This is a genomic window from Erwinia sp. PME.40.26/001 (genome assembly GCF_055556675.1).
On sequence record NZ_JBVHNP010000001.1, the window covers coordinates 656,557 to 681,153 of the forward strand.

Here is a 24,597-nt window from a genome sequence, read left to right on the forward strand (position 1 = left end):
TTATTTCAGGCCACGGTTGTGCAGCATCGGCTCAATCACCGGGTCGTGACCGCGCCAGTCGTGATAGAGCTGCTGCAGATCTTCACTGTTACCGCGCGACAGAATGTTATCACGAAAACGCTGGCCGTTTTCCCGTGTCAGGCCGCCGTGCTCCTCAAACCAGGTAAACCCGTCGTCGGCCAGCATCTCGGTCCACAGATAGGCATAATACCCGGCGGCATAGCCGTTCCCCCAGATATGCTGGAAATAGCTGGAGCGATAACGCGGCGGTACGGCCGCCAGACGGATGTGCTCTTTTTCCAGCGCGCCCTGCTCAAAGGTATCCACCTGCTGTAGCGGCTCTCCCTCGCGCAGGCTGTGCCAGTGCAGATCGAGCAGTGCTGCCGCCAGCAATTCGCTCATGTCATAGCCTTTGTTAAAGGTGCTGGCACGCAGCATTTTATCGCGCAGTGCCGCAGGCATCGGTTCCCCGCTCTGGTAATGACGGGCGAAATGACTGAACACCTGAGGATAACTGGCCCAGTGCTCGTTAAACTGTGACGGAAACTCCACAAAGTCGCGCGGAGTTTCGGTGCCGGAGAGGCTCGGATAGCGCTGGTCGGCGAACATACCGTGCAGCGCATGGCCGAACTCGTGGAACATCGTGATCACATCGTCCCAGGAGAGCAGCGCGGGCTGCCCGGCAACAGGTTTGCTGAAGTTGGCCACGTTGTAGATCACCGGACGGGTGCCCAGCAGCGTTGATTGCTCAACAAAGTTGCCCATCCAGGCGCCGCCGCCTTTGTTATCACGCTTAAACCAGTCGGCATAGAACAGCGCCAGCGGGCTGCCATCCTTATCCAGCACTTCATATACCTTCACATCCGGGTGATACACCGGCAGGTCTGGCCGTGGTTTAAAGGTAATGCCGTACAGCTGTGTAGCCGCATAAAACACGCCATTTTCCAGCACGTTATTCAGCTCAAAGAAGGGTTTGATCTGCGATTCATCCAGATCGTACTTCGCTCGTCTCACCTGTTCAGCGTAGAAAAGCCAGTCCCAGGGTTGCAGCGTAAAGCCGCCCTTCTGCCGGTCAATCACCGCCTGAATATCCCCTGCTTCACGCTGTGCCCGGGCGGTAGCCGCCGGCACAATCTGCCGCATAAAATCAAGGGCGGCCTGGGGGGTTTTTGCCATCTGATCCTGCAGTTTCCACGCGGCGTAGCTGTCATAGCCCAGCAGTTTTGCCTGCTTTGCGCGCACCTGTGCCAGTCGCGCAATCAGTTCCCGGGTATCATTACCGTCCCCTTTTTCGGCACGGGTCCAGCTGGCGGTGAACAGTTTTTCACGCGCGCTGCGGTCGCTCATCGCCTGCAGATCGGGCTGCTGGGTGGTGTTCTGTAAGGCCAGTAGCCACTGATTTTTCAGGCCGCGTGCCTCAGCCGCCCCGGCAGCGGCAGCGATATCCGCCTCGCTCAGACCGGCCAGCGCCTGCGCATCGGTAAACAGCACGCCGCCGGACTTGGTGGCTGCCAGCAGGCGATTGGTAAAGCGGGTGCCGAGCGTGGCTGACTCCTGATTCAGGGCTTTCAGTTCGGTTTTTTCTGTCTCACTCAGGCGCGCACCGTCCAGCACAAATGCCTGCCAGGTCACTTCCACCAGGCGCAGCGATTCCGCGTCGAGGCCTGACTGCTGACGCTGCTGATACACCTTATCCAGCCGCGCAAACAGCCTGCCGTTCAGTTTAATATCATCGTCCAGCGCGGCCAGCTTCGGTGACATCTCTTCATCCAGCGCCTGGAGTTCATCGCTGGTATTGGCCGAGGTCATGGCGCTGAAGACGTTATTTACCCGCCGCAGGCTCTGTCCGCTCTGCTCCAGCGCCTGGTAGGTGTTTTCAAACGTCGGAGGGGCGGGATTATCCGCAATGCGGGCAATCTCTTCACGCTTCTGCGCCATCGCCGCCGTTAGCGCCGGACGGTAATCCCCGGCAGAGATACGGTCAAAGGGCGGAGCCTGAAAAGGCAGTGGGCTGGCGTGACTGAAGGGATTATTCTGCTGCGATGCCATGTGGCGACTCTCCTTTTGCGACTCTGCCGCCAGCGCGGTTTGTGCGCTGGCGGTCAGGGCCAGACTGATAGCCCAGACTAACGGTGCGATCCTCATTTCTTTGCTCCCATTCCATGTAGCTGAACTCTCAGCATAATCGCCAGAGGACGGTCGTGCAAAATCATTGCCGCCGTTGATAACAGGCAACGATCTCCCCGGCGACCGCGACGGCGATTTCAGCGGGCAGCTTGCCCGTCACCTCCGGCAGACCAATCGGGCAGTGCAGGCGATCTATCTGCCCGCGGCTGAAGCCTTTCCCTTCCAGCCGGTATTCAAAGCGCTGGCGCTTGGTCGCCGAGCCAATCATGCCGACATAGGCAGCATCGTCACGGCGCAGAATGGCCTCGCAAAGCTGCTGGTCGCGCGGATGGTGATGCGTCATCACCACATAGTAACTGCCTGCCGGCATTTGCCTCACCTGCTCTGTCGGATCCTCGGGGCAGCAGACAGTGACGCCCTCCGGCACACGTGAAAACTGTTCCGGCCGTTCATCGACCCAGAAAACGTGACAGGGTAACGTAGCCAGAATGCTCACCAGCGCCTGCCCGACATGTCCGGCACCAAACACGGCGATCTGGGGCTGCGGCTGTATCAGCGGTTCAAACAGCACGCTGCACACCCCGCCGCAGCACTGCCCGAGACGGGCCCCCAGGTTGAACTGTTCGCAGCGCGCCTGTGAATGACCGTTGAGTAACATGTCGCGCGCAATAGCCACCGACTGATGTTCCAGATGGCCGCCACCGATGGTCAGCCAGGTCGCAGTGGCGGACACCACCATCTTGCTGCCGCGATCGCGCGGCACGGATCCGCGATCGTCCAGCACCGTCAGCAGCACGCAGGGCTCACCGCGATCGCGCAGATTGGCCAGAATAGTGATCCAGTCGTCGCTACGCATGCCCGCCTCCTGCACGCTGTTTCTCTGCGCCCCAGAACACCCGCTCCGGCGTAGCGGGCGCATCCAGCAGCGGGTGCTGACGATAACCGCCAATGCTGGCCACCGCATCCTGTAATGCACACCAGACCGAAATGCCCAGCATAAATGGCGGTTCACCCACCGCCTTGGAGTGGAACACCGTGTCCTTCGGATTTTTTCGATTTTCGACCAGCGTGACCCGCAGGTCGTGTGGCACATCGCCAATGGCTGGAATTTTATAGCTGGCCGGGCCGTCGGTCAGCAGCCGCCCCTGATCATTCCACACCAGTTCTTCCGTGGTCAGCCAACCCATGCCCTGTACGAAGCCCCCCTCCACCTGCCCGGTATCAATAGCCGGGTTGAGCGAGGCACCGACGTCATGAAGGATGTCCGTACGCAGCAGGCGATACTCGCCGGTCAGGCTGTCGATCAGCACCTCCGCACAGGCTGCGCCAAACGCAAAGTAATAGAATGGCTCACCGCGCCCGGCCAGGCGGTCATAGTGGATCCCCGGCACGCGGTAATACCCGGTGGCCGACAGTGGTACCTGATTCAGCCAGGCCAGCTGCGCCACCTCGGCAAAGCTGAAATAGTTTTCACCGACCTGTACCACGCCGTTACTGAATCGCACCTGTTGCGCTTCGCAGGCGTGCAGCCTGCACAGCATGGCGACCAGACGGTCGCGCAGGATCTCCGCCGCGTTCTGTGCCGCTTTACCGTTAAGATCGGTACCGCTGGAGGCCGCCGTCGGGGAGGTATTGGGCACTTTGCCGGTGTCGGTGGCAGTGATCTGAATACTGTCGATGTCAATTTGCAGCACTTCCGCCACAATCTGCGCCACTTTGGTATTCAGCCCCTGGCCCATCTCCGTACCACCGTGGTTCAACTGCACCGTGCCGTCGGTGTAAATCAGGAGCAGCGCGCCCGCCTGGTTGAGAAAACTGGAGGTAAAAGAGATGCCAAATTTTACCGGAGTCAGCGCCAGGCCGCGTTTCATCACCGGGCTGGCCGCGTTGAAAGCGGCGATCTCCGCCCGTCGTGCGGCATAGTCTGCGCTCTGCTCAAGCTGTGCGGTGATCTCATCCAGCAGGTTATCCTGTACCGTCTGATGATAATGGGTGACGTTGCGCGTCTCTTTGCCGTAGTAATTACGTTTGCGCACCGTCAGCGGGTCAAGGCCCAGCTCGCGGGCGATATGGTCCATAATCTGCTCTATCGCGACCATGCCCTGCGGGCCACCAAAGCCGCGATAGGCGGTATTGGAGGCCGTATTGGTGCGGCAGCGGTAGCCTGTGATCAGCGCATCGCCCAGATAATAGGCATTATCGGCGTGAAACATCGCACGATCGACAATCGATCCGGAAAGATCCAGGGAATAGCCGCAGTTACCCGCCAGGTCAATTTTTACCCCGCTAAAACGGCCCCCGGCATCCACGCCAACCTCGTAACGAACAAAAAAGGGATGCCGCTTGCCGGTGGTCAGCATGTCATCGCGCCGGGACAGACGCATTTTGGCCGGTCGTCCGGTCAGGCGTGCCGCCACTGCGCACAGGCAGGCGACACCTGCGGCCTGGGTCTCTTTACCACCGAATCCCCCGCCCATACGGCGCATATCGATGGTCACCTTGTTCATCGTCAGGCCCATCACCGACGCTACGAGCTTTTGCACCTCGGTCGGGTTTTGCGTGGATGAGTACACCTGAAGGGCGCGGTCTTCACCCGGCACCACCAGCGCCACCTGTGTTTCCAGGTAAAAGTGCTCCTGCCCGCCGATATGAAACTCTCCGCGCAGGCGATGCACCGCTTTTTTCAGCGCCGCATCTGCATCTCCGCGCCGGTGGACATGCGGCTGCTGAACAAAGCTGCCCTGAGCGAGAGCCTGCTTTACATCCAGGATCGGGGTCAGCGGCTGACAGGTTATCACTGCCAGTGCGGCGGCCTGACGGGCCGCCTGTTCACTCTCTGCCGCCACCACCAGTACCATCTGCCCGACGTATTCCACGATCTCTTTTGCCATCAGCGGATCGCCAGGTTCCAGCGGCCCGATATCCAGCTCGCCGGGCACGTCCTGCCAGGTCAGCACCTGAACTACGCCCGGAACACGATAGCATGGCGCGACATCAATGCTGAGAATGCGCGCATGAGCATGTTCGCTGAGCCGGGGCCAGAGATGCAGCATGCCGGGCAGCTCCAGGCGATCGTCGATATAGCGCGCTTCGCCGCTGACGTGCATCGCGGCACTGTCGTGGCGGGTGCTTTTGCCCACGCCACCCGGAGTGTCCTGTTGAAACTGTTGCGCCAGCGCATCCGGTATAACGACCGGGGGTTTATGGGACATAGTCAGAGACCTCCGTCAGAGTCAGTTCACCGCTCATTGAGGCGTGATAACGCCGCAGCAGGTTTTTTGCCAGCTGCAGGCGGTAGGCCGCGCTGGCGCGAAAATCGCTCAGGGGCTGGAAATCCTGCTCCAGGGCGCGGCAGGCGTTCTCAACCGTCGCGGCGGTCAGCGGCTGCCCCAGCAGTTGTTGTTCACAGTGAAAGGCGCGTCGGGGAGTTTCCGCCATACCGCCAAAGGCGATACGCACGCGGCTGACCCGGCCTGCGTCATCGGTGGCCAGCGTAAAGGCGGCAAATACCGCCGAGATATCGTCCTCACGCCGTTTTGAGACCTTCCAGGCGCGGAAATGCTCTTCCGTTGCGCTATGGGGGATCGCCACCGCCCGGATAAATTCGCCCTCACGCAGTGCCGTTTTGCGGTAACTAAGGAAAAAATCCGCCAGCGGCAGGCGACGCTGCTGGTCGCCCTGCTGCAGGATCAGGGAGGCATCCAGCGCCAGCAGCATCGGCGGCATATCACCAATCGGTGAGGCGTTACCGATATTGCCGCCCAGCGTACCGAGGTTACGGATCTGCTGCGAGGCAAACCGCGCCAGGATCTGCGTCAGCGCCGGGATCGCTTCGCCCAGCCATTGCCAGCATGCACTCAGGGATACCCCCGCGCCTATCACCCTCTCGTCATCATGACTGACGCACTGCTTCAGCTCATCGATCTGGCCAACCGCGATCAGCAGCGGCAGGGTTTCGCCGCGTTGTGTAACCTGCAGCGCGAGGTCGGTACCGCCGGCCAGCAGCATCGCCCCGGGGTGAGCGAGCAACGCATCACTGAGCTGTTTGATGGTTTTCGGCAGCAGGCAGCGGTTGCCCTGCCAGCGGAGTTCCTGCATCTCCTGGGAGTGCAGTGACAGCAGTTGCGCCACGGTGGCCGCCTCCTGCTGCTGAAAGCTGTCTGTCCCCTCTGCAGCGCAGGCCTGTCGCGCGGCGTCGACGATGGGCCGGTAGCCGGTACAGCGGCAGAGGTTACCGGCCAGTGCCTGCTCTATCTGGTGGTTTTCCACCTCACCGCCGTTTTTTTGCAGGGTAAAAATCGACATCACAAATCCGGGAGTGCAGAAGCCACACTGTGAGGCATGGCAGTTCACCATCGCCTGCTGTGCGCTGTGCAGTCCCTCCGGCTGGCGCAGATCTTCCACGCTGATCAGCTGCTTGCCCTGCAAATGGCTGACAAAGGTCAGGCAGCTGTTAACCGTCTGGTAACGCATGCGCCCTCCCTCCACGTGGCCAAGCGTCACGGTACACGCGCCGCAGTCGCCGGAGGCGCAGCCCTCTTTCGTGCCGCAGCGGCGCTGATGCTGGCGCAGATAGTTCAGCACCGTCGTATTGGGGTCGATATGGTCCTCGCTGACCAGGCGCTGGTTAAGTAAGAACTGGATCATGCGGCCTGCTCCTTCTCGTCACGCTGCCATACGCAGCGGCCGTTGATCCAGGTGGCGGCAATATTGCGGTCGTCGCCCAGGGTCATCAGCACAAACAGTTGCTCCCAGATATCGCGGCTGTTGGCGTGACGCATCTGCTGCAGCGGCGAAACTGCTGGATCGAGCATCACAAAATCCGCCTCTTTACCCGGCATGAAATTACCAATCTTTCCATCCAGATCCAGGGCTCTCGCCCCACCCAGCGTGGCATGGTAAAACGCCTCACACGCGGAGAGCTTATAGCGCTGAAGCTGGCCTACCTTGTACGCCTCGCCCATTGTCTGCAGCAGATTAAAGGTGGTGCCTGCCCCGACGTCAGTGCCGATCCCCATTTTGACCCCTTTATGCCAGCAGGTGTTCAGGTCGAACAGGCCGCTGCCGAGAAACAGGTTCGACGTCGGACAGAAGGCCACCGCCGAGCCGGTGTGGTGCAGACAGTTCCACTCACTGTCGTCCAGATGCAGGCAGTGGGCGAACACGCTGCGCTTACCGGTCAGCTGATACTGATGATACACATCCAGGTAGCCGCTGTGTTGGGGGAACAGGGCTTTTACCCACGCCACCTCCTGCGGATTTTCGCTGAGATGCGTATGCAGCCAGGTGTCCGGAAATTCTTCACGCAGCTGCTGCACTTTCGCCAGCAGCGCCGGGGACGACGTCGGGGCAAAACGCGGCGTCAGCGCATAGCCCAGGCGGCCATGACGGTGCCAGCGTTCAATCAGTTCCCGGGTCTGCCGGTAGCTCTGCTCCGGCGTTTCCATCAGAGCGTCCGGGCCGTTGCGATCCATCATCACTTTACCGGCAATCAAGCGCATCTCCAGCGCTGAGGCGGCGGTAAACAGGGCCTCGACAGACTGCGGATGGACGGTGCCAAAGACCAGCGCGGTGGTCGTGCCGTTACTCAGCAACTGCTGCAGAAAAAAGTCTGACATGCGGGCGGCGTGCTGTGGGCAGTGATACTGGCTTTCCACCGGGAAGGTGTACTGATCCAGCCACTCCAGCAACTGTTCGCCAAAGGCACCGATCATCTCGGTTTGCGGGTAATGGATGTGCGTATCGACAAACCCCGGCACAATCAGCCGGTCACGGCAGTCCAGCAGCGTCCTGCCGTCCTGTAGCAGATGACGGCCCTCCTCCCAGTCCCACAACCCGACGACCGTACCGCCATCCAGCAGCAGCAGGCCATCATCAAAATAGCGTGCCGCCTCGGGCAGCTGTTGCGGTTCTTCCACCGTTCGGGTGATATCAAAAAAACGGGCGCGAATGGCCTGGGTATAGTGCTGTGTCATAACTGTTCCTTAAAATCAGGCCGCGATGCGGGTCGGCAGTGCGGGATCGTATCGCTTAAGATTTGCAAGAGTTATGCCATTCGTCCAGTTTTCAATTTTTCTCTTTTATTCAAATGGTTACAAAGAAAAAGAGGAGTGAAGGCGCATTTTAAAAGAGTAAAACGGTTGCGCAACCGGTTGCTAAAAAGGCAACCGATTGCTCTGAAGTAAAAAACACCTGGCCCGCGCATTCTGCCCGCCTGTAGCGCACTGCCATAAGGCAGGCCAGGCGGCGACTGCACGCTGTTGGTGCAGCTTTTCTTATTCGTCACCATCAATAGCGCCTTATCAGCTCTGCCCTGAAATGATAAGGTGGGAAAAATCTAAAACGGGTTAAGGAACAGCGAGATGATTGTATTTGTTACCGGGGCGACCGCTGGATTTGGTCAGAGCATTACCCGCCGCTTTATCAGCCAGGGCCATCAGGTGATTGCTACCGGCCGCCGCCAGGAACGTCTGGATGCGCTGAAAGAAGAATACGGCGACAGTATTCACACGCTGGTGCTGGACGTGCGCGACCGTGCGGGCATCGACGCGGCCGTGGCCTCCCTGCCTGCGGCGTGGCGCAACATCGATATTCTGGTCAACAATGCCGGACTGGCGCTGGGCATTGAGCCTGCACAGCGTGCCAGCCTGGAAGACTGGGAGGATATGATCGACACCAACAACAAAGGCCTGGTGTATATGACACGCGCGCTGCTGCCCGGCATGGTGGAGCGCAATGTCGGTCATATCATTAATATCGGCTCTATCGCCGGCAGCTGGCCGTATCCGGGCGGCAATGTTTACGGTGCCACCAAGGCGTTCGTCCGCCAGTTCAGCTTTAACTTGCGCACCGACCTGCACGGCACCGCACTGCGTGTGACCGATATTGAACCGGGCCTGGTTGGTGGTACGGAGTTTTCGAACGTCCGTTTTAAAGGCGATGACAGCCGCGCCGACAGTGTGTATGACGGTACTGAACCACTGACGCCGGAGGATGTGACCGAGGCCGTGTGGTGGGTGGCCACCCTGCCAAAGCACGTCAATATCAGCGCGCTGGAGATGATGCCGGTCGGTCAGAGCCAGGCGGGTCTGCGGGTACATAAAGCGTAATTCAGTCTCTCCGGGTCTGTTTTCAGGCCCGTCCCCACCCCGCGACAATAATCAGCATGCCGCAAAATGCCACGGCAGCACCGACCCAGTCGTAGCTGCTAAGTTTTACCCCGTCAACGATACGTAACCACAGCAGCGCGGTGACCACATACACGCCGCCATAGGCCGCATAGACGCGACCGCTGGCCGCCGGATGCAGCGTCAGCAGCCAGACGAACACCATCAGGCTGAGTCCTGCAGGCAGCAGCAGCCAGGCAGACGCATTCTTTTTTAGCCACAGGTAGGGCAGAAAGCAGCCAATAATTTCGGCCAGGGCCGTAGCAAAAAACAGTAATGTTGTGGTCAACACAGGGACTTTTCTCTCTTAATGTTCAACGGCGGTACCGCACGGCTGGTGGGTGCCCGAAAGCTGGTGATATACTACAACACATGATCTGCCAAGTGCAGATGCCGTGGCTGTATGCTCCCCAACAAGGAAACGAACATCATGAAAACTGTAAAACAACGTCTGGCTAAGGCCTCTTTGCCGTTGCTGCTGCTGACCGCGCTGTTTTCCGTTCAGCACGCTGCCCAGGCGCGCACTGACCACCTGATTATTCAGGATGGCGATAATGCGCTGACGAAAGAGCAGGCCCGCGAACAGAAAGAGCAGTGGGATGCCACTCACCGCCTGCGTGGCAAAGTGAATAACCGCGTGGAAAAAGAGTTTGACCGGGTGGATCAGGCTTTTGACACCCAGGAAGGCTGTGAAAAGAGCATGAACCTCAATGCGTACTGGGAGCCTAATACGCTGCGCTGCCTCGATCGCCGTACCGGTCGTGCTGTTACGCCATAAGCTGACTTTCCTGCTATAGTTAGCGCAGATTTCATGCAAAAAGGATGAACAAATGAAAGGCATTAATTGGGTATTAACCGCACTGCTCTTTGCCGCACCGCTTGCGGTACAGGCTTCGTGCGAAACGGTCAAAGCGGATATTAATCAGAAAATTATTAATAATGGGGTTCCCGCCTCTGGCTTTACGCTGGATGTGGTTCCTAACGATCAGGCGGATCAGGCTGGCGGACAGGTTGTCGGCCATTGTGAAAACGACACGCAGAAAATTGTTTATAAGCGCAGTGGTAACGATGCTGACAGCAGCGTTCCTGCCAGCGCCGGCACCTCGCAGGATGCCCCGGCACAGTAACGTATGACCCCGGCGGGGTGACCGGCAAACCGGCCCACCCCCCTCTCCCGTTTCAGATCGGCTTTTCTGCCGGAACAAAGCGCGAAATCACCAGACTCATCCCCGCGATAACGGCCGAAACGGCAAACACCCAGTGCAGCGAATGCGCGATTTCATTCAACATCACCGTCAACGTTGACGGGTCAATCTGCTGCCGCTGGCCGTGTGACATCACCTGCTGCACCGGATCGGTATCGTCTGGCAGGCGCAATAGCAAATTGTAGTTCAGCACCGCGCCCATCACCGCAGTGCCGAGTGCCGACCCGAGCATGCGGCTAAACATAATCGATGCGGTGCAGATACCGCGAATGGCGAAGTCTGCGGTGTTCTGCACGGCAATAAGGAAGGTGGTGCTGGTCATGCCCATTCCCGTCCCGATCACAAAGGCGAACAGCCCGGCGTGCCACACCGGACTTTCACGGTGCAGCGTCAGCAGCAGACCGGTACCGAGGATCAGCAGCACCGAGCCCAGCAGCGCGGTAAAACGGTAAGAAGTACGCTGCATCAGTCGGCCACTGAGGGTACTGGCCAGCGGCCAGCCGATCGACATCATGGCCAGCGCACTGCCCGCCTGCAGCGGCGTGCCGCCGTTAACCCCCTGTATCCACGTCGGCAGAAAGGCACTGATGCCCATCATGGCCGCCCCAATCATCAGATTGCCCGCGTTACCGGCCAGCAACGTGCGGCTGCGCCAGATCGCCGCCGGGAACAGCGGTTCGCGGGCGCTGCGTTCGTGCCGTACCAGTGCTATCCCGGTCAGCACGGCCAGCAGCAACAGTCCCACCACCCGCGTAGCACCAAGCGCCTCAGCCTGTAACAAGGCCACCAGTAGCGCACTGACGGTCAGCATCAGCCACGCGCTGCCCGCCAGGTTAAGCCGGTGCGGGCTGCGCGCTTTCGACTCCGGGAAGAAGCGCGCCAGCAGCAGCATTGACAGGATGCCAATGGGCACGTTGACCCAGAAAATCAGTGCCCAGTTGAAATGCTGTACCAGCCAGGCTCCGGTCAGCGGCCCGACAATGGCGGCAACGCCCCAGACGCTCGACAGCCATCCCTGAACGCCAGCCCGCTCTTTGGGCGGATAGACATCGGCAATAATCGTCGAGGTCAGCGGCATAATGGCCCCGGCCCCTAACCCCTGGAAGGCGCGGAACAGGATCAGCCAGCCCATATGGGTGGCGAACCCGCACAGCACAGACCCGACAAGAAACAGCCCGGTGCCGATAAAGAACATGCGTTTGCGGCCCCACAGATCGGCCAGCCGCCCGTAAATCGGCACGCTGACCGCCTGGGTCAGCAGATAGATAGAAAAAACCCAGCCAAACTGCGAAAAACCGCCCAGTTCAGCAATGATGGTCGGCATCGCGGTGGCCACGATAGTCACTTCAATCGCCGCCATGAACATGGCCAGCATCGAGGCAATCAGGATCCAGTGGCGTGACTTAACGGGCGTAGCAATTGATTCCGACATGGTGTCCCTTTCTGAAGTAGAGCCTGAAAGTGTGGATGATATTTCGCACGGCAGTTTCCGAATTGTGCTTATTTTTACTTTTGTGACGGTGTCACCTTTTGACGATGAATTTTTTTCATCGTTAATTTTTCCTGTGCTATCAAGGGCTGCAGGCACATTTAGCGAAAAAGTATCCTGCTGATTTTCAGCCAAAAATTTGCCAGTTCTGCCGTTTCGCTGCTATAGATTTGAGGGCTAGTTTACCGGGTAAAGTGATAATCGCCCATGAGATCAACACTTTTAATGCTTACCCGCGTTCCAGGGAGAACACTGATATGCAACCTACCACGCTGTTACGGCGTGCCTTACTGGCGGCGCTTTTTATTGCCGCGATCGTTGCCCTGCTGGTCTGGGGGCTGGGGTTTGAAACCATTAAGGCAAAACGCGTCGATCTGATCTATCTGGGCCAGCAGCATATGACGCTGGTGTTCTGGTCCATGCTGTTTGCGCTGCTGGTGGGCATCCCCAGCGGTATCGCCCTCAGCCGTCCTGGCGCGCGCCGCTGGGCAGAGTACATCATGCAGATCTTTAACATCGGCAATACGCTGCCGCCGCTGGCGGTACTGGCGCTGGCGATGGTGGTGATCGGCATCGGTGACCGTCCGGCGATCGTTGCCCTCTTCCTCGCCTCACTGCTGCCGGTTGTGCGTAACACCTATGCCGGGCTCTGTTCGGTACCGTCATCGCTGCTGGAAGCGGCCGACGGTATCGGCATGACCCGGGGACAGCGCCTGCGTCAGGTCGAGCTTCCTAATGCAATGCCCGTGATGTTATCCGGCATTCGCGTGGCGATGGCGATCAACGTGGGTACAGCTCCGCTAGCGTTTCTGATTGGTGCCAGCAGTTACGGTGAGCTGATTTTCCCCGGTATCTACCTCAATGATTTCCCGACGTTGATCCTGGGGGCAACGGCAACGGCGCTTTTTGCCCTGATCCTCGATTTATTGCTGGCCGGCCTCGGCCGTCTTCTCAGCCCGCATACGGCTTAAAAATAACAGGGAGCTGACTATGGCTGGTACCCCCCTTCTTTCCCGCTGGCTTCAGGCGAGCGCGCTTGCCCTGGCGGCATCACTGGCGTTAAGCGGTATGGCCGCTGCCGCGCCTATTGTCATGACCACCAAGAGTTTTACCGAGCAGCATATTTTATCTGCGCTCACCACGCAGTATCTGCGTAAACAGGGCTTTGAGGTTGAACCCAAGACCAATATTGCTACCGTGATTGCCCGTAACGCGATGATCAATAAACAGGTCGACATGGCCTGGGAGTATACCGGCACCTCGCTGATTATTTTCAATAACATCACTCAGCGCATGTCGTCAGAGCAGGCCTATCAGACGGTGAAAAAGCTGGATGCAAAGCTGGGGCTGGTGTGGCTGAAACCCGCCCCGATGAACAACACTTACGCCTTTGCGATGTCCGCCGAACGTGCGAAAGCCGAAAACATTGAGACTCTGTCGCAGCTGGTGGCGAAAATTGAGCAGGTGCGTAAAAACGACCCTGACCACAACTGGATGCTGGGACTGGATTTGGAGTTTGCCGGACGTTCAGATGGGCTTAAACCCCTGCAGAAAGCCTACAATATGCCGCTGGATCGCCCGCAGATCCGCCAGATGGATCCGGGACTGGTGTATAACGCCATTCGTGACGGTTTTGTTGACGCCGGACTGGTATATACCACCGACGGCCGGGTAAAAGGCTTCGAACTGAAAGTGCTGAAAGATGACAAAGGTTTCTTCCCCAGCTATGCGGTGACTCCGGTGGTGACCGAGAAAGCGCTGCGGGATCATCCGGGTCTGGAAGCGGCGCTGAATAAGCTGTCGCCGCTGATCACCGACGAAGCCATCACTGAAATGAACAAGCGTGTGGATATCGACCACCAGTCGCCTCAGCAGGTGGCCCGTGATTTCCTGACATCCCACAACATGCTGTAAGGAGGCTTCGTGGAGACGATCCATTATATGATTGATAATGCCGGCTATCTCGGCACCCTCACCTTTCAGCACCTGTGGCTGGTGGCGCTGGCCGTCGGTTTCGCCATTGTTGCGGGCGTGCCGCTCGGTATTCTGATTGTGCGTTTTAAATGGCTGGCGACGCCGGTACTTGGACTGGCCACTATTGTGCTGACCATTCCTTCTATCGCCCTGTTTGGCCTGATGATCCCGCTTTTTTCACTGATCGGTCAGGGCATTGGTGTCCTGCCCGCCGTCACAGCGGTGTTTCTCTATTCTCTGTTACCGATTGTGCGCAACACCCACACGGCGCTGGAAAATCTGCCCGACGGCCTGCGTGAAGCGGGACGCGGGATTGGGATGACTTTCTGGCAGCGCCTGCGCTGGGTCGAAATTCCTATGGCCCTGCCGGTGATTTTTGGCGGTATCCGCACGGCGGTGGTGATGAACGTCGGCGTGATGGCCATCGCAGCGGTGATTGGCGCGGGCGGTCTTGGCCTGCTGCTGCTGGATGGAATTAGCGGAAGCGATATCCGCATGTTGATTGCTGGTGCATTAATGATCTGCTTACTGGCGATCGTGCTTGACTGGCTGCTGCACCGTTTGCAGATAGCACTGACACCTAAGGGGATTCGATAATGATAAAACTGGAAAATCTCACCAAAACCTTCAGGCAGAAAAACGGCAACAGCTTTAATGCCGTCGACAACGTCAGCCTAAATGTCCCTGAGGGTGAGATGTGCGTACTGCTCGGCCCTTCCGGCTGTGGTAAAACCACCACGCTGAAAATGATCAACCGGCTGATCCCGTCCAGCAGTGGTAAAATCCTCATCAACGGTGAAGACACCAGCGGGCTGGATACCGTGACGCTGCGTCGTAATATTGGCTACGTCATCCAGCAGATTGGCCTGTTCCCGAATATGACTATTGAAGAGAACATCACCGTGGTGCCGCGCATGCTGGGCTGGGATAAGCAGCGCTGTAAGGCGCGTGCCAGCGAGCTGATGAGCATGATGGCGCTGGATGCGAATAAGTTTCTGCAGCGCTACCCGCGTGAAATGTCGGGCGGCCAGCAGCAGCGTATCGGCGTCATCCGCGCACTGGCGGCAGATCCACCGGTGCTGCTGATGGATGAGCCGTTCGGTGCCGTCGACCCGATTAACCGCGAGGTGATCCAGAATGAGTTTCTTGATATGCAGCGCCAGCTGAAAAAGACCGTGATGCTGGTCAGCCATGACATTGATGAAGCGCTGAAACTGGGTGACCGCATTGCCGTGTTCGGTCAGGGAAAGATCGTGCAGTGTGCCAGCCCGGACGAGCTGCTGGCGAAGCCGGCCAATGAATTTGTCGGATCGTTCGTCGGCCAGGACCGTACGCTGAAGCGTTTGTTACTGGTGCAGGCGGGCGATGTCACCGACCAGCAGCCGACCCATACCGTGCAAAAGTCTACCCCGCTGGCGGATGCGTTCGGCATGATGGACGATCACGATTTGCGTTCGATTACGGTGGTCGACGAGGACGGCCGACCGCTGGGCTTTGTTAAACGCCGCGAGGCGCGCGGTGCCAGCGGTGTCTGTGCCGACAGGCTGCATCACTTTACCGTCACCGGTAAAGCCGAAGAGAACCTGCGCGTGGTGCTGTCCAAGCTGTATGAACACAATATGGTGTGGATGCCCATTGTCGACGAGGACGGTCGCTACAGCGGAGAGATTTCCCAGGACTATATTGCGGACTACCTGAGCTCAGGCCGCACGCGCCGGGTGCTGAACCCGGCGTAAACTTTCACAGCATGTGAGGAGATGAGGCCATCAGGCCTCATCTTTATCATCATCCAGCGCCAGCGTCTCCTTCCTGACACGCTCAATATGGATTGTTAAAAACATCCGCTCCTCACTGCCCAGCGCGTAGTCGTAATTCTTTCTCACATGGCGATCAATTTTGTCCACGCACCGGTAGGCCGCAGGATAACGATCGCGAACCACATCGTGCAGCGATTCGTCATCGCTATAAACGCCGCGTTTTCCCAGCATCCGCTGCGAGAAAAATTTTAGATGGGTGACAAAGCGGTTATAACTTAGCGAGTCGGGCTGATAATCGAGCTGTAGCTGGTACTTCACCAGATGCAGGATCTCCTGCATAAATTTAGTGATGTGCATCACAGCGGGCATCTCGCTGCCCAGCTGGGCATTAACCAGATGCAGGGCAATAAACCCGGCTTCATCCTCCGGCAGTCGTACCTGCAGGCGCTTTTCGATAATATCCAGCGCCGCCAGCCCGATTGCATACTCCTTCGGATAGAGGCTTCGGATCTCCCACTGCAGCACGTTACGGATCGGCAGGTTTTGCTGATGCCGGGTCAGGGCAAAATTAACATGATCGGTCAGCGCAATAGCCAGACTGTCATGAAGCGGACTACCGAGCTGCTCCCGCGCCAGCGCAATGATACATTCTGTGGCAATCACTACCTCCAGCGGGATTTCAGACAGCAGTTCGCCCAGACGCCCGGTCAGCTCCTGACTTTTCAGCGCAAAGGTTTTTTCAACCAGCGCCGGATCGAGTTCTTCTCCGCTGCGCTTTTTAAACGCCAGCCCACGACCCATCACCACCAGTTCATGCCCCTGTTCGTCATGGACAATGACCACGTTATTATTTAACACTTTTGCTATTTTCATTTCCCGGCCTGAAAACAAAAAAACCTGACCGCCGGAGGAGCTCCGGTGGTCAGGTTTTGCCTGCTAAAATGCAGTAACAATCCAGTGTTCACACGATAAGGTATTATACGCGGGTCTCAAGCACCGGTCTGCCGTTCTGTGATAGAGCTCGCGCTTTGTAACGATCTGTTTCCTAAACGCGCCGGGAACATTTGCGGGTGGCCAGATCGTTCAACTGCCGTTCACGCTCCGTGGCGTGTTTTTGCGCCTGTTGTTTGGCTATACCGTTGCCAATGCCAAAGTCCATTGCGGCACCTACCACGGTCAGGGCATCAAACTCCCCTTTTTTATCAATTTCCTGCTGCACTTTTTTCTGTTCAGCGATTTGCTGCTGCACGCCCTGGCAGTCGAGCTGATCGGCCTGCACCGCGCTAACCGGCGGAGAAGCAGGATACTGTTTCAGTGCGCAGCCACTGAGCATCACCACAAACACAAGCAGAGCAAATCGTTTCATCATCATCACCGTCAAACTGAGTTGCTGCATTATGCACCACATCCCCGCGGCTCAATGGCATAAGCAGCAACCGGTGCCGCGGCTTATCCTGGCGATGACGCCGGACGTACGGTCAGTGTTTTAAAATATACAGGGTACGGCTGTAGGCGACATCTTCCGGGTTGGTGATGGGATAACCCTTCACATACGGCTTGATCAGCCGTCCGTTGGTGTACTGATAAATCGGCGCGATCGGGGCCTGTCCGGCGATAATCTGCTCCGCCCGGTTATAGTCGTCGTTACGCGCCTTGTCATTCGTCTGACGGCTGGCCTGGGCCAGCACGGCGTCGTACTCTGCACTCTTGAAGCCGGAGATATTACCGCTGTGGGTGGAGGTAAGCAGGCTGAGGAAGGTGGACGGCTCATTATAATCCCCGACCCAGGACGCGCGGATCACATCAAAGTTGCCGCTGTTGCGGCTATCAATATAGGTTTTCCACTCCTGGTTTTGCAGCTTCACGTCCACCCCGAGGTTTTTCTTCCACATTGAGGCGACGGCAATCGCAATTTTCTTGTGCGTCTCTGAGGTGTTATACAGCAGCGTGAGGTTAAGCGGATGGGTCGGCCCGTAACCCGCCGCGGCCAGCAGGGCTTTCGCCTGAGCGTTCAGCTCCTCCTGGCTGTGCTGCTGCATAAAGCTGGCTTTCGGCGTAAAGCCAGCCGTGACGTCAGGCGTGAAGTGCCAGGCCGGTTTTTCTCCGGTTCCCAGCACTTTTTCGGCAATAATTTTGCGGTCGATGGACCAGGAGAGCGCCTGACGCACACGCACGTCAGCCGTTGGCCCTTTGCGGGTATTAAACGCATAGTAGTAGGTGCCCAACTGGTCAGGGGTGTAAACCTCACCGGGGATCTGTTTTTTCAGCAAGCCATACAGCTCTTTCGGGAACGATTCGGTGATATCAATATCCCCCGCTCGATAGCGCTTGGTGGCACTGGACTCTTCACTGATCGGCACATAGGTCACTTTGGTCAGCACCGTATGCGCGTTATCCCAGTAGTGCGAATTGCGAACCAGCACGACTTTCTCATTTACCACCCGGCTGTTCAGCTGGTAGGCACCGTTACCCACCAGATTACCCGGACGCGTCCACTGGTCGCCATAGGTGGCGATAACCTTTTCAGGTACAGGGAACAGGCTGAAGTTAGCGGTGAGGCTGACAAAATACGGCACCGGCCTGTCGAGCGTGACCTGCAGATGGGTATCATCGATGGCGCTGACGCCCAGCTTGTCCGGGCTCATATCACCTTTAACGATGGCCCCGGCATTCTGTATGCCCGCCAGTTCAGCAAACCAGGCGAAGGTTGAAGTATTTTTGGGGTCGACCAGCCGCCGCCAGCTGTAAACAAAGTCCGCAGCAGTGACAGTGTCACCGTTTGACCAGCGGGCATCTTTGCGCAGCGTAAAGATCCAAGTCTTATTGTCGTTGGTCTGCCAGGTGGTAGCGACGCCCGGTACGATTTTTCCGCTGGCATCCTGATTGGTTAAGCCTTCAAAAAGGTCACGGATCACCGGGATCTCCGGCAGCCCCACCGCTTTTACCGGGTCGAGCGAGGCGGGTTCATCTTTAATGTGACGAACGATTTCCTGGCGCGCGGCCAGCGCAGTGCCCGCCGGAACATCGGCAGCGCGAGACGTGGAGACAATACACAGCGCCAGAGCGGCCAGCGCAAAAGAGGGGGATTTTCTCATTCCGGGATCCTTACCTGTCAGCAAAACTGCGGGATTTTCTTACTGCTGGCACTGTAACGCAAATGACATGCGGTGAAATAGTGTTTTTATTCAACACCCAGGCGATGTACCTTCCCGGGCAATATGCTAGTTTTAGCACAGAACAGTCTATCCGGAGCCCTGCCCATGTCGTTATTCCACCCCCGCCCGCTGCGCGGTCGCCTTGATGCCCGCCCGCAACAGTACGGGCAGTCGGTGCTGGGTGCGCCACTGCTCTGGTTCCCGGCCCCGCTGGCCAGCGAGGACAGCGGGTTGATCCTGGCCGGAACGCACGGAGATGAAACTGCCGCCGTGGTGACCCTCTCCTGCGCCATGCGCACGTTACAGGACAGTCATCGTCGTCATCACGTGGTGCTGGCGGTGAACCCCGATGGCTGTCAGCTTGGCCTGCGCGCCAATGCCAGTGGGGTCGACCTTAACCGCAACTTTCCTGCTGCCAACTGGCAGCACGGTGAAACGGTGTACCGCTGGAACAGCGTGGCCGATGAGCGCGATGTGTTGCTCTCCACCGGGGAACATGCCGGTTCAGAGCCGGAAACGGCGGCGCTGTGCCAGCTGATCCACCGGCTGTCCCCTGCCTGGATTGTCACGTTCCATGAGCCGCTGGCCTGTATCGAAGACCCTGATAGCAGTCCGCTGGGTCACTGGCTGGCGGCAAAAACCGGCCTGCCGCTGGTCAGCAGCGTCGGCTATGCCACGCCGGGTTCGTTTGGCAGCTGGTGTGCGGATATCAGCCTGCCCTGCATTACGGCGGAATTCCCGCCAGTGGCCGCCGATGAGGCCAGCGAACGCTATCTCGGGGCGCTGGTCGATTTACTCTACTGGCAGCCGTGACAGCTCGATGCGCCCGCAGCTGAACGGCAGGGCGGGTTCCGCATCCACCGCCAGCCAGGTCGGGCCATCAAGATCAATAAAACGCGCCTGCGGCACCAGCGGTAACGCTGCGCGAATGGCGCGTGAGGTGCACAGCATACAGCCAAGCATGATGCCAAACCCCTGGTCTGCTGCGGCCTGCGCCAGCGTCAGCGCGGCCGTCAGACCGCCGGTTTTGTCCAGTTTGATATTCACCATCTCATAGCGTCCGCGCAGCGCCGGCAGGCTTTCTACGGTGTGGCAGCTTTCATCCGCACAAATGGGCAGCGGATGAATGAAGTTTTCCAGCGCCGCGTCTTCCCCGGCAGGGAGTGGCTGTTCCAGCATCGCGACGCCAAGATCGGCCAGCAGCTGACAGCGCGCTGCCAGCCCTTCGCTCTGCCAGGACTCGTTGGCATCGACGATCAGCGTGGCCTCCGGCACCGCACTGCGGATGGCCACAAGACGTTCGGTGATCAGATGATGATCCAGTTTTATTTTCAGCAGCCGCGCACCGTTCTCCCACAGCGCCAGCGCGCTGCTGGCCATCATCTCCGGGCCGTCGATACTGACGGTTTGTGCAATCTCAATCAGCGCCGGTGCCTGCTGTGAGGTCAGCTGCCACAGATTCTGGCCATCGCGGGCCACCTCAAGGCCCCACAGGGCACTGTCGATAGCATTGCGTGCTGCTCCGGCGGGCAGCCGCTGCTGCAGCTCTTCTCGCGTCAGCCCCTGCTCCAGCGCTGGCAGCAGCGCGCTGATTTGCGCCAGCACAGAATCCTCACTCTCGCCGTAGCGTGGATACGGGGTACATTCCCCCACCGCTTTGATACCGTTCTCTTCCAGCTCAACCACCACCACGCCCGCGTCACTGCGGGCACCGCGTGCGATCACAAACGGCGAATGTAACGGCCAGTTTTCCGGCCAGGCTTTTACCGATCTCATGCTCAAATCCTTCAATTGGTTTGGCGGGCGCATATTATGTCGTATTTATACTGTCTCACTGCTTCAGCATGGCATACACTGAAGCAGGTTAAACACCATTAACATTAAAAGGATAGATTATGTCTCAGACCGTACATTTCCAGGGCAACCCGGTTTCCGTTGACGGGCAACTGCCAGCACCGGGCCAGGCGGCAAAACCGTTCACCCTGGTGGCCAAAGATCTCTCCGATGTCTCTCTGTCCCACTATGCGGGCAAACGTAAAGTCCTGAACATTTTCCCCAGCATCGATACCGGCGTATGCGCCACCTCCGTGCGCAAGTTTAATCAGCGCGCCGGTGAAGTGGATAATGCCGTGGTGCTGTGTATTTCTGCCGATCTGCCGTTTGCCCAGTCACGCTTCTGCGGCTCTGATGGCCTGAGCAACGTGGTGACGCTCTCTACCCTGCGCGGCAGCGAGTTCAAAAAAGACTACGGTGTTGCTATTGTTGACGGCCCACTGACCGGCCTGACGGCGCGTGCCGTAGTGGTGCTGGATGAGCAGGATAAAGTTATTTACAGCCAGCTGGTGAATGAAATTACCACTGAACCGGATTACGATGCCGCTCTGGCATCCCTGAAGTAACGTCCAGGGCAGACTGCTTTCACAGTCTGCCCCCTGTCAGCCCTTCTGCCGATCGCTAATCCGCCTCGGTTTTTTTCTGACTCAATCCATACTCACGCAGCTTATTGGCAATCGCCGTATGGGATACGCCAAGGCGTTTTGCCAGCTTTCGCGTACTGGGATACGACAGATAGAGCCGGGTCAGCACCGACCGCTCAAAACGACTGGTGATATCGTCCAGCGATCCCTCTATTGCGTCATCAGCCAGCGGCATCTCCATTGCATATTCCGGAAGGACGATATCCTGAGGACGCAGCTCATAACCATCCAGCTGTGTCAGTGCGCGATACAGGGCATTTTTCAGCTGACGCACGTTACCCGGCCACGTATAGCGGGTAAGGAAGGCGTTAAGCTGGGCAGACAGTTTCGGACGGGATACGCCCTGCTCATCGGCAAAGCGCGCCACAAACATTTCGGTCAGCGGCAGAATATCCTGCGGACGGTCGCGCAGCGGCGGCAGGTTCAGCGTCAGCACATTCAGACGGTAGAACAGGTCCTCACGGAACTCCCCGCGCTGCACCAGTTCCATCAGGTTTTTCTGCGTGGCGCAGATCACCCTGACATTAACATGCACTTCGTGCTCTTCGCCCACCCGACGGAAGGTACCGTCGTTAAGGAAGCGCAGCAGCTTGGTCTGCATGCGGGGCGACATTTCGCCGATCTCATCCAACAGCACTGACCCGCCGCTGGCCTGTTCGAAGAAGCCCTTTTTGCCTTCCAGCGCGTTCGGATAGGCTCCGGCCGCATGGCCAAACAGTTCACTTTCCGCGACATCATCCGGCAGCGAGGCACAGTTCAGCGCCAGGAATGGTTTTTTACCCCTAGCGCTGCGCAGATGGCAGGCCCGCGCCAGCATGTCTTTGCCGGTGCCGGTATCCCCGACGATCAGTAGCGGTGCATCCAGCATCGCCAGCTTGCGCGCCTGGTCCACCACCTGACGCATTTTCGTGCTGACGGCAACAATATGCTGGAATTCACTGTCGTCGTTCACCGCCAGGTTCTGCAACTGTTGTCCCATACGGGCGGTGGACTTGAGCAGCACCACGCCGCCAACGGGGTTAGGCAGTGCGCCCTCTTCTTCCTCCGCGTAGATCGGGGTGACCTCCATCAGGAAGTCGCGGCCCTGAAGCACAACGTGGTGGGCTTCGGGTGCGATCCGCTCGCTTTCCAGCCAGCGCTGGAAGTTAAACCCGCTGATCAGCGATCCGGCGCTGTAGTTCCGCATTTTCTCTTCATTGAGCGCGAAAAGGCTTTGTGCCGCCGGGTTAGCCAGCTCAACTTTACTTTTCAGATCAATGGAAAATACCGGGTCCGGCAGCGCCACCAGCAGTGCGCTCAGGGCGCGGTGTTCGCGCTCGGAAGGCAGGAAGGAGACGGTACGTACGTCAGTCACGCCGGGGATCCGGCGGATCTCCGCCATCAGCTGGCTGAACTGCTCAAAACTGATGGTGGAGAAATTAAGATAGATGCGGCCAATGGCGGCAATTTCGATACCGCGCAGATCGATGCGGCGTTCAACCAGCAGATCCAGTAGTTCGCGGGTCAGGCCGATTCGGTCCTGGCAAAAGACTTCAAGACGCATGCGTTTTAACCTTTATTATCACCGTGCGGAGCGTATTGATGGATAATACGCTATCCCTCGTCAGGCCAGAAGTGTTCTGTCATGAAAAGTTGACACTTCGTCCCATTTTACAAGACAAACGCCTAAAGGTCTTTTCTTACCTGCCGAAAACAGACTTGACTCCCTACTCTTTTGCAATGGAATACAATATGTTGACCTTTTCAGTTATGGAACGAAGTGAAAGCGGAGATTACCGCCCACAAAATACTGTTGTTCTGAAGAAAGACAATTGGGATGACTGGGGAAAATACAATACTCAGTATTATCTGACCTATTTCGACGACCATAGGAATAACCACGACATTGGCTATGTCAAAATTGGTTGCCCGGAACCGTTACTGGAAAGCAAAAGGCCCCCAACAGGCAAAACATTCCCGATGCTGGGCGCCGAATTTTACAGTCTGGGCCAGAGTGATGAGTACTACAGTAATCTTATGACACTGGGACCGGAGGTCTCAGGTGAAATTTTGCGCGCTCTTAATGATGTGGTATTCAATCCTGAATTTTATTGCCTCAACAAAATGCAGCCAGTAATGACTGATTCACTACAGCGTTATGTTTCGGAATCAACAATTTTGGGGCAGTTCAGCAACATTATCAATGGTCGCCAAGCACTCAGCCACTACCGTTTTTCTTGTGATTCTGAGTCAGTCTCTGCCGATGTGCACTTTGTTGTTAACGTTATTCCGGAGTCATTCCCGCCGACCAATATCCATACTATCATTGGCAATAATGGCGTTGGTAAATCCCATTTCCTTAAGGCCATTACCCGCAGCCTGCGGTTTAAAGAAGGGGATATGCGCGTAGGAATGTTGGGTGATAACATCTTTGCTAATCTTATCGCCGTTTCATTTAGCGCATTTGAAAATTTTGATATGCCCTCACATGATCAACAGAGTCTGATTCATTATTCATATATAGGTTTGAATAAAAGCCGCCCGCAGAATGACGCAGTGGACCTCTATCGAAAAAGTTATCCTGATGATAAGTATGAACTGGGATTTGATTTCATTACTTCCCTCCAGGCCTGTAAATATTCACCAAAAAAAGAACTGTGGTTAGACGTTATTCAGCAATTCAACTGGAATGATACCACTCAGCAAAAGTTGGCACAGTTGGTAAATAATGACGCGACCAACGAATATCAGGCCGTATCTCAGTATGACAGCATTCAATTTTTTAACAGCCTCAGTTCGGGTCATAAAATTGTGTTACTGACACTGACATCACTGGTTGAGAAAATTGAAGAAAAAAGTCTTGTGCTATTTGATGAACCAGAGGTACATCTGCACCCGCCAATGCTGTCAAGCCTGGTTCGAGCACTCTCTTTTCTACTGATTAAAACGAATGGAGTTGCGCTCGTGGCCACCCACTCTCCAGTCGTGTTGCAGGAAGTGCCCGCCTCGTGTGTGACCGTTCTCAGCCGTCCAGGTACCTTAACAAAATCGTTTAAACCCAGCTATGAAACCTTCGGTGAAAACGTCTCTTTATTAACCCATTTAGTGTTCGGACTGGACAATACTCACAGTGGTTATGTCAATCTGTTGAAAGAGAAAGTTCACAAGGGCCAAACGTTTGATAGTATTTTGGCGGAAACCAATGGACAATTGGGATCAGAAGCGATCACCATTCTTGCGAGTTTAATGGACTAAAAAAGAGATTTCC

General features: G+C 57.2%; 23 protein-coding genes. 10 read left to right on the forward strand and 13 right to left on the reverse strand.

The window, feature by feature from the left end; translation table 11 throughout:
• The 6 genes from dcp to ACZ3HG_RS03405 form a co-directional block, all read right to left on the reverse strand.
• Nucleotides 1-2,145, reverse strand: a complete 2,145-nt coding sequence (gene dcp / locus ACZ3HG_RS03380) for a peptidyl-dipeptidase Dcp (protein WP_191932433.1) — start codon at nucleotides 2,143-2,145, stop codon at nucleotides 1-3.
• A 64-nt stretch (nucleotides 2,146-2,209) separates the two neighbouring features.
• Nucleotides 2,210-2,983 (reverse strand): xanthine dehydrogenase accessory protein XdhC, encoded by a 774-nt coding sequence (xdhC, locus tag ACZ3HG_RS03385; RefSeq protein WP_191932434.1) that lies wholly within the window; start codon nucleotides 2,981-2,983, stop codon nucleotides 2,210-2,212.
• A complete protein-coding gene (xdhB, locus tag ACZ3HG_RS03390; RefSeq protein WP_465331847.1) occupies nucleotides 2,976-5,339 on the reverse strand; it encodes a xanthine dehydrogenase molybdopterin binding subunit in 2,364 nt (787 codons plus the stop codon). Before xdhB ends, xdhC begins: the two co-directional genes overlap by 8 nt.
• Nucleotides 5,329-6,774, reverse strand: a complete 1,446-nt coding sequence (xdhA, locus tag ACZ3HG_RS03395) for a xanthine dehydrogenase small subunit (protein WP_465331849.1) — start codon at nucleotides 6,772-6,774, stop codon at nucleotides 5,329-5,331. Before xdhA ends, xdhB begins: the two co-directional genes overlap by 11 nt.
• The gene (guaD, locus tag ACZ3HG_RS03400) at nucleotides 6,771-8,102 is read right to left on the reverse strand and encodes a guanine deaminase (protein WP_465331851.1); all 1,332 of its coding nucleotides are present in this window, start codon (nucleotides 8,100-8,102) and stop codon (nucleotides 6,771-6,773) included. Before guaD ends, xdhA begins: the two co-directional genes overlap by 4 nt.
• A gap of 71 nt (nucleotides 8,103-8,173) precedes the next feature.
• Nucleotides 8,174-8,416: a hypothetical protein gene (locus tag ACZ3HG_RS03405; protein WP_191932438.1), complete on the reverse strand. Its 243-nt coding sequence runs from the start codon at nucleotides 8,414-8,416 to the stop codon at nucleotides 8,174-8,176.
• A gap of 73 nt (nucleotides 8,417-8,489) precedes the next feature.
• On the opposite strand from ACZ3HG_RS03405, the gene ydfG reads away from it, so the two are divergent.
• Nucleotides 8,490-9,236 (forward strand): bifunctional NADP-dependent 3-hydroxy acid dehydrogenase/3-hydroxypropionate dehydrogenase YdfG, encoded by a 747-nt coding sequence (gene ydfG, locus ACZ3HG_RS03410; RefSeq protein WP_191932439.1) that lies wholly within the window; start codon nucleotides 8,490-8,492, stop codon nucleotides 9,234-9,236.
• A gap of 22 nt (nucleotides 9,237-9,258) precedes the next feature.
• Here ydfG and ACZ3HG_RS03415 read toward each other — a convergent pair whose 3' ends face one another.
• Nucleotides 9,259-9,585: a YnfA family protein gene (locus tag ACZ3HG_RS03415; RefSeq protein WP_191932440.1), complete on the reverse strand. Its 327-nt coding sequence runs from the start codon at nucleotides 9,583-9,585 to the stop codon at nucleotides 9,259-9,261.
• A gap of 138 nt (nucleotides 9,586-9,723) precedes the next feature.
• Between ACZ3HG_RS03415 and ACZ3HG_RS03420 the strand changes: the two genes are divergently transcribed.
• Complete coding sequence (locus ACZ3HG_RS03420) at nucleotides 9,724-10,071, forward strand: DUF1283 family protein (protein ID WP_191932441.1); 348 nt, start codon at nucleotides 9,724-9,726, stop codon at nucleotides 10,069-10,071.
• Nucleotides 10,072-10,123: 52 nt separating this feature from the next.
• Nucleotides 10,124-10,420 (forward strand): DUF1161 domain-containing protein, encoded by a 297-nt coding sequence (locus ACZ3HG_RS03425; RefSeq protein WP_191932442.1) that lies wholly within the window; start codon nucleotides 10,124-10,126, stop codon nucleotides 10,418-10,420.
• A 52-nt stretch (nucleotides 10,421-10,472) separates the two neighbouring features.
• Here the strand turns inward: ACZ3HG_RS03425 and ACZ3HG_RS03430 are convergent, their stop codons facing one another.
• The gene (locus tag ACZ3HG_RS03430; RefSeq protein ID WP_191932443.1) at nucleotides 10,473-11,930 is read right to left on the reverse strand and encodes an MDR family MFS transporter; all 1,458 of its coding nucleotides are present in this window, start codon (nucleotides 11,928-11,930) and stop codon (nucleotides 10,473-10,475) included.
• Between the two features lie 314 nt (nucleotides 11,931-12,244).
• On the opposite strand from ACZ3HG_RS03430, the gene ACZ3HG_RS03435 reads away from it, so the two are divergent.
• Genes ACZ3HG_RS03435 through osmV form a run of 4 tightly spaced genes read left to right on the forward strand, consistent with a single transcriptional unit; the run spans nucleotide 12,245 to nucleotide 15,697 of the window.
• Nucleotides 12,245-12,958 (forward strand): ABC transporter permease, encoded by a 714-nt coding sequence (locus ACZ3HG_RS03435; protein ID WP_465331855.1) that lies wholly within the window; start codon nucleotides 12,245-12,247, stop codon nucleotides 12,956-12,958.
• 19 nt (nucleotides 12,959-12,977) lie between these two features.
• Entirely contained in the window at nucleotides 12,978-13,901 is a 924-nt protein-coding gene (locus tag ACZ3HG_RS03440) for a glycine betaine ABC transporter substrate-binding protein (RefSeq protein WP_191932445.1), read from the forward strand.
• 9 nt (nucleotides 13,902-13,910) lie between these two features.
• Complete coding sequence (osmW, locus tag ACZ3HG_RS03445; RefSeq protein ID WP_191932446.1) at nucleotides 13,911-14,558, forward strand: osmoprotectant ABC transporter permease OsmW; 648 nt, start codon at nucleotides 13,911-13,913, stop codon at nucleotides 14,556-14,558.
• Nucleotides 14,558-15,697 (forward strand): osmoprotectant ABC transporter ATP-binding protein OsmV, encoded by a 1,140-nt coding sequence (gene osmV / locus ACZ3HG_RS03450; protein ID WP_191932447.1) that lies wholly within the window; start codon nucleotides 14,558-14,560, stop codon nucleotides 15,695-15,697. The genes osmW and osmV overlap by 1 nt, the downstream gene beginning before the upstream one ends.
• A gap of 30 nt (nucleotides 15,698-15,727) precedes the next feature.
• On the opposite strand, the gene licT is transcribed toward osmV, so the two are convergent.
• The 3 genes from licT to ACZ3HG_RS03465 form a co-directional block, all read right to left on the reverse strand.
• The gene (gene licT, locus ACZ3HG_RS03455; RefSeq protein WP_191935846.1) at nucleotides 15,728-16,591 is read right to left on the reverse strand and encodes a BglG family transcription antiterminator LicT; all 864 of its coding nucleotides are present in this window, start codon (nucleotides 16,589-16,591) and stop codon (nucleotides 15,728-15,730) included.
• A 172-nt stretch (nucleotides 16,592-16,763) separates the two neighbouring features.
• A complete protein-coding gene (locus ACZ3HG_RS03460) occupies nucleotides 16,764-17,114 on the reverse strand; it encodes a hypothetical protein (protein WP_465331858.1) in 351 nt (116 codons plus the stop codon).
• 82 nt (nucleotides 17,115-17,196) lie between these two features.
• Nucleotides 17,197-18,813: a peptide ABC transporter substrate-binding protein gene (locus ACZ3HG_RS03465; RefSeq protein WP_191935845.1), complete on the reverse strand. Its 1,617-nt coding sequence runs from the start codon at nucleotides 18,811-18,813 to the stop codon at nucleotides 17,197-17,199.
• A 165-nt stretch (nucleotides 18,814-18,978) separates the two neighbouring features.
• Here ACZ3HG_RS03465 and mpaA point away from each other — a divergent pair, with 165 nt between their 5' ends.
• The gene (gene mpaA / locus ACZ3HG_RS03470; protein WP_191935844.1) at nucleotides 18,979-19,686 is read left to right on the forward strand and encodes a murein tripeptide amidase MpaA; all 708 of its coding nucleotides are present in this window, start codon (nucleotides 18,979-18,981) and stop codon (nucleotides 19,684-19,686) included.
• Here the strand turns inward: mpaA and ycjG are convergent.
• On the reverse strand, nucleotides 19,666-20,649 hold the full coding sequence (ycjG, locus tag ACZ3HG_RS03475) for an L-Ala-D/L-Glu epimerase (protein ID WP_191932451.1): 984 nt from the start codon (nucleotides 20,647-20,649) through the stop codon (nucleotides 19,666-19,668). The two genes, mpaA and ycjG, sit on opposite strands and share 21 nt — an antisense overlap.
• 119 nt (nucleotides 20,650-20,768) lie before the next feature.
• On the opposite strand from ycjG, the gene tpx reads away from it, so the two are divergent.
• Nucleotides 20,769-21,272 carry a thiol peroxidase gene (gene tpx / locus ACZ3HG_RS03480; protein ID WP_191932452.1) on the forward strand — a complete coding sequence of 168 codons (504 nt, stop codon included), beginning with the start codon at nucleotides 20,769-20,771 and terminating at the stop codon, nucleotides 21,270-21,272.
• A gap of 55 nt (nucleotides 21,273-21,327) precedes the next feature.
• Here the strand turns inward: tpx and tyrR are convergent, their stop codons facing one another.
• On the reverse strand, nucleotides 21,328-22,893 hold the full coding sequence (gene tyrR, locus ACZ3HG_RS03485) for a transcriptional regulator TyrR (protein ID WP_465331861.1): 1,566 nt from the start codon (nucleotides 22,891-22,893) through the stop codon (nucleotides 21,328-21,330).
• A gap of 38 nt (nucleotides 22,894-22,931) precedes the next feature.
• Between tyrR and ACZ3HG_RS03490 the strand changes: the two genes are divergently transcribed.
• A complete protein-coding gene (locus ACZ3HG_RS03490; RefSeq protein ID WP_465331863.1) occupies nucleotides 22,932-24,584 on the forward strand; it encodes an AAA family ATPase in 1,653 nt (550 codons plus the stop codon).
• Nucleotides 24,585-24,597: the final 13 nt, after the last annotated feature.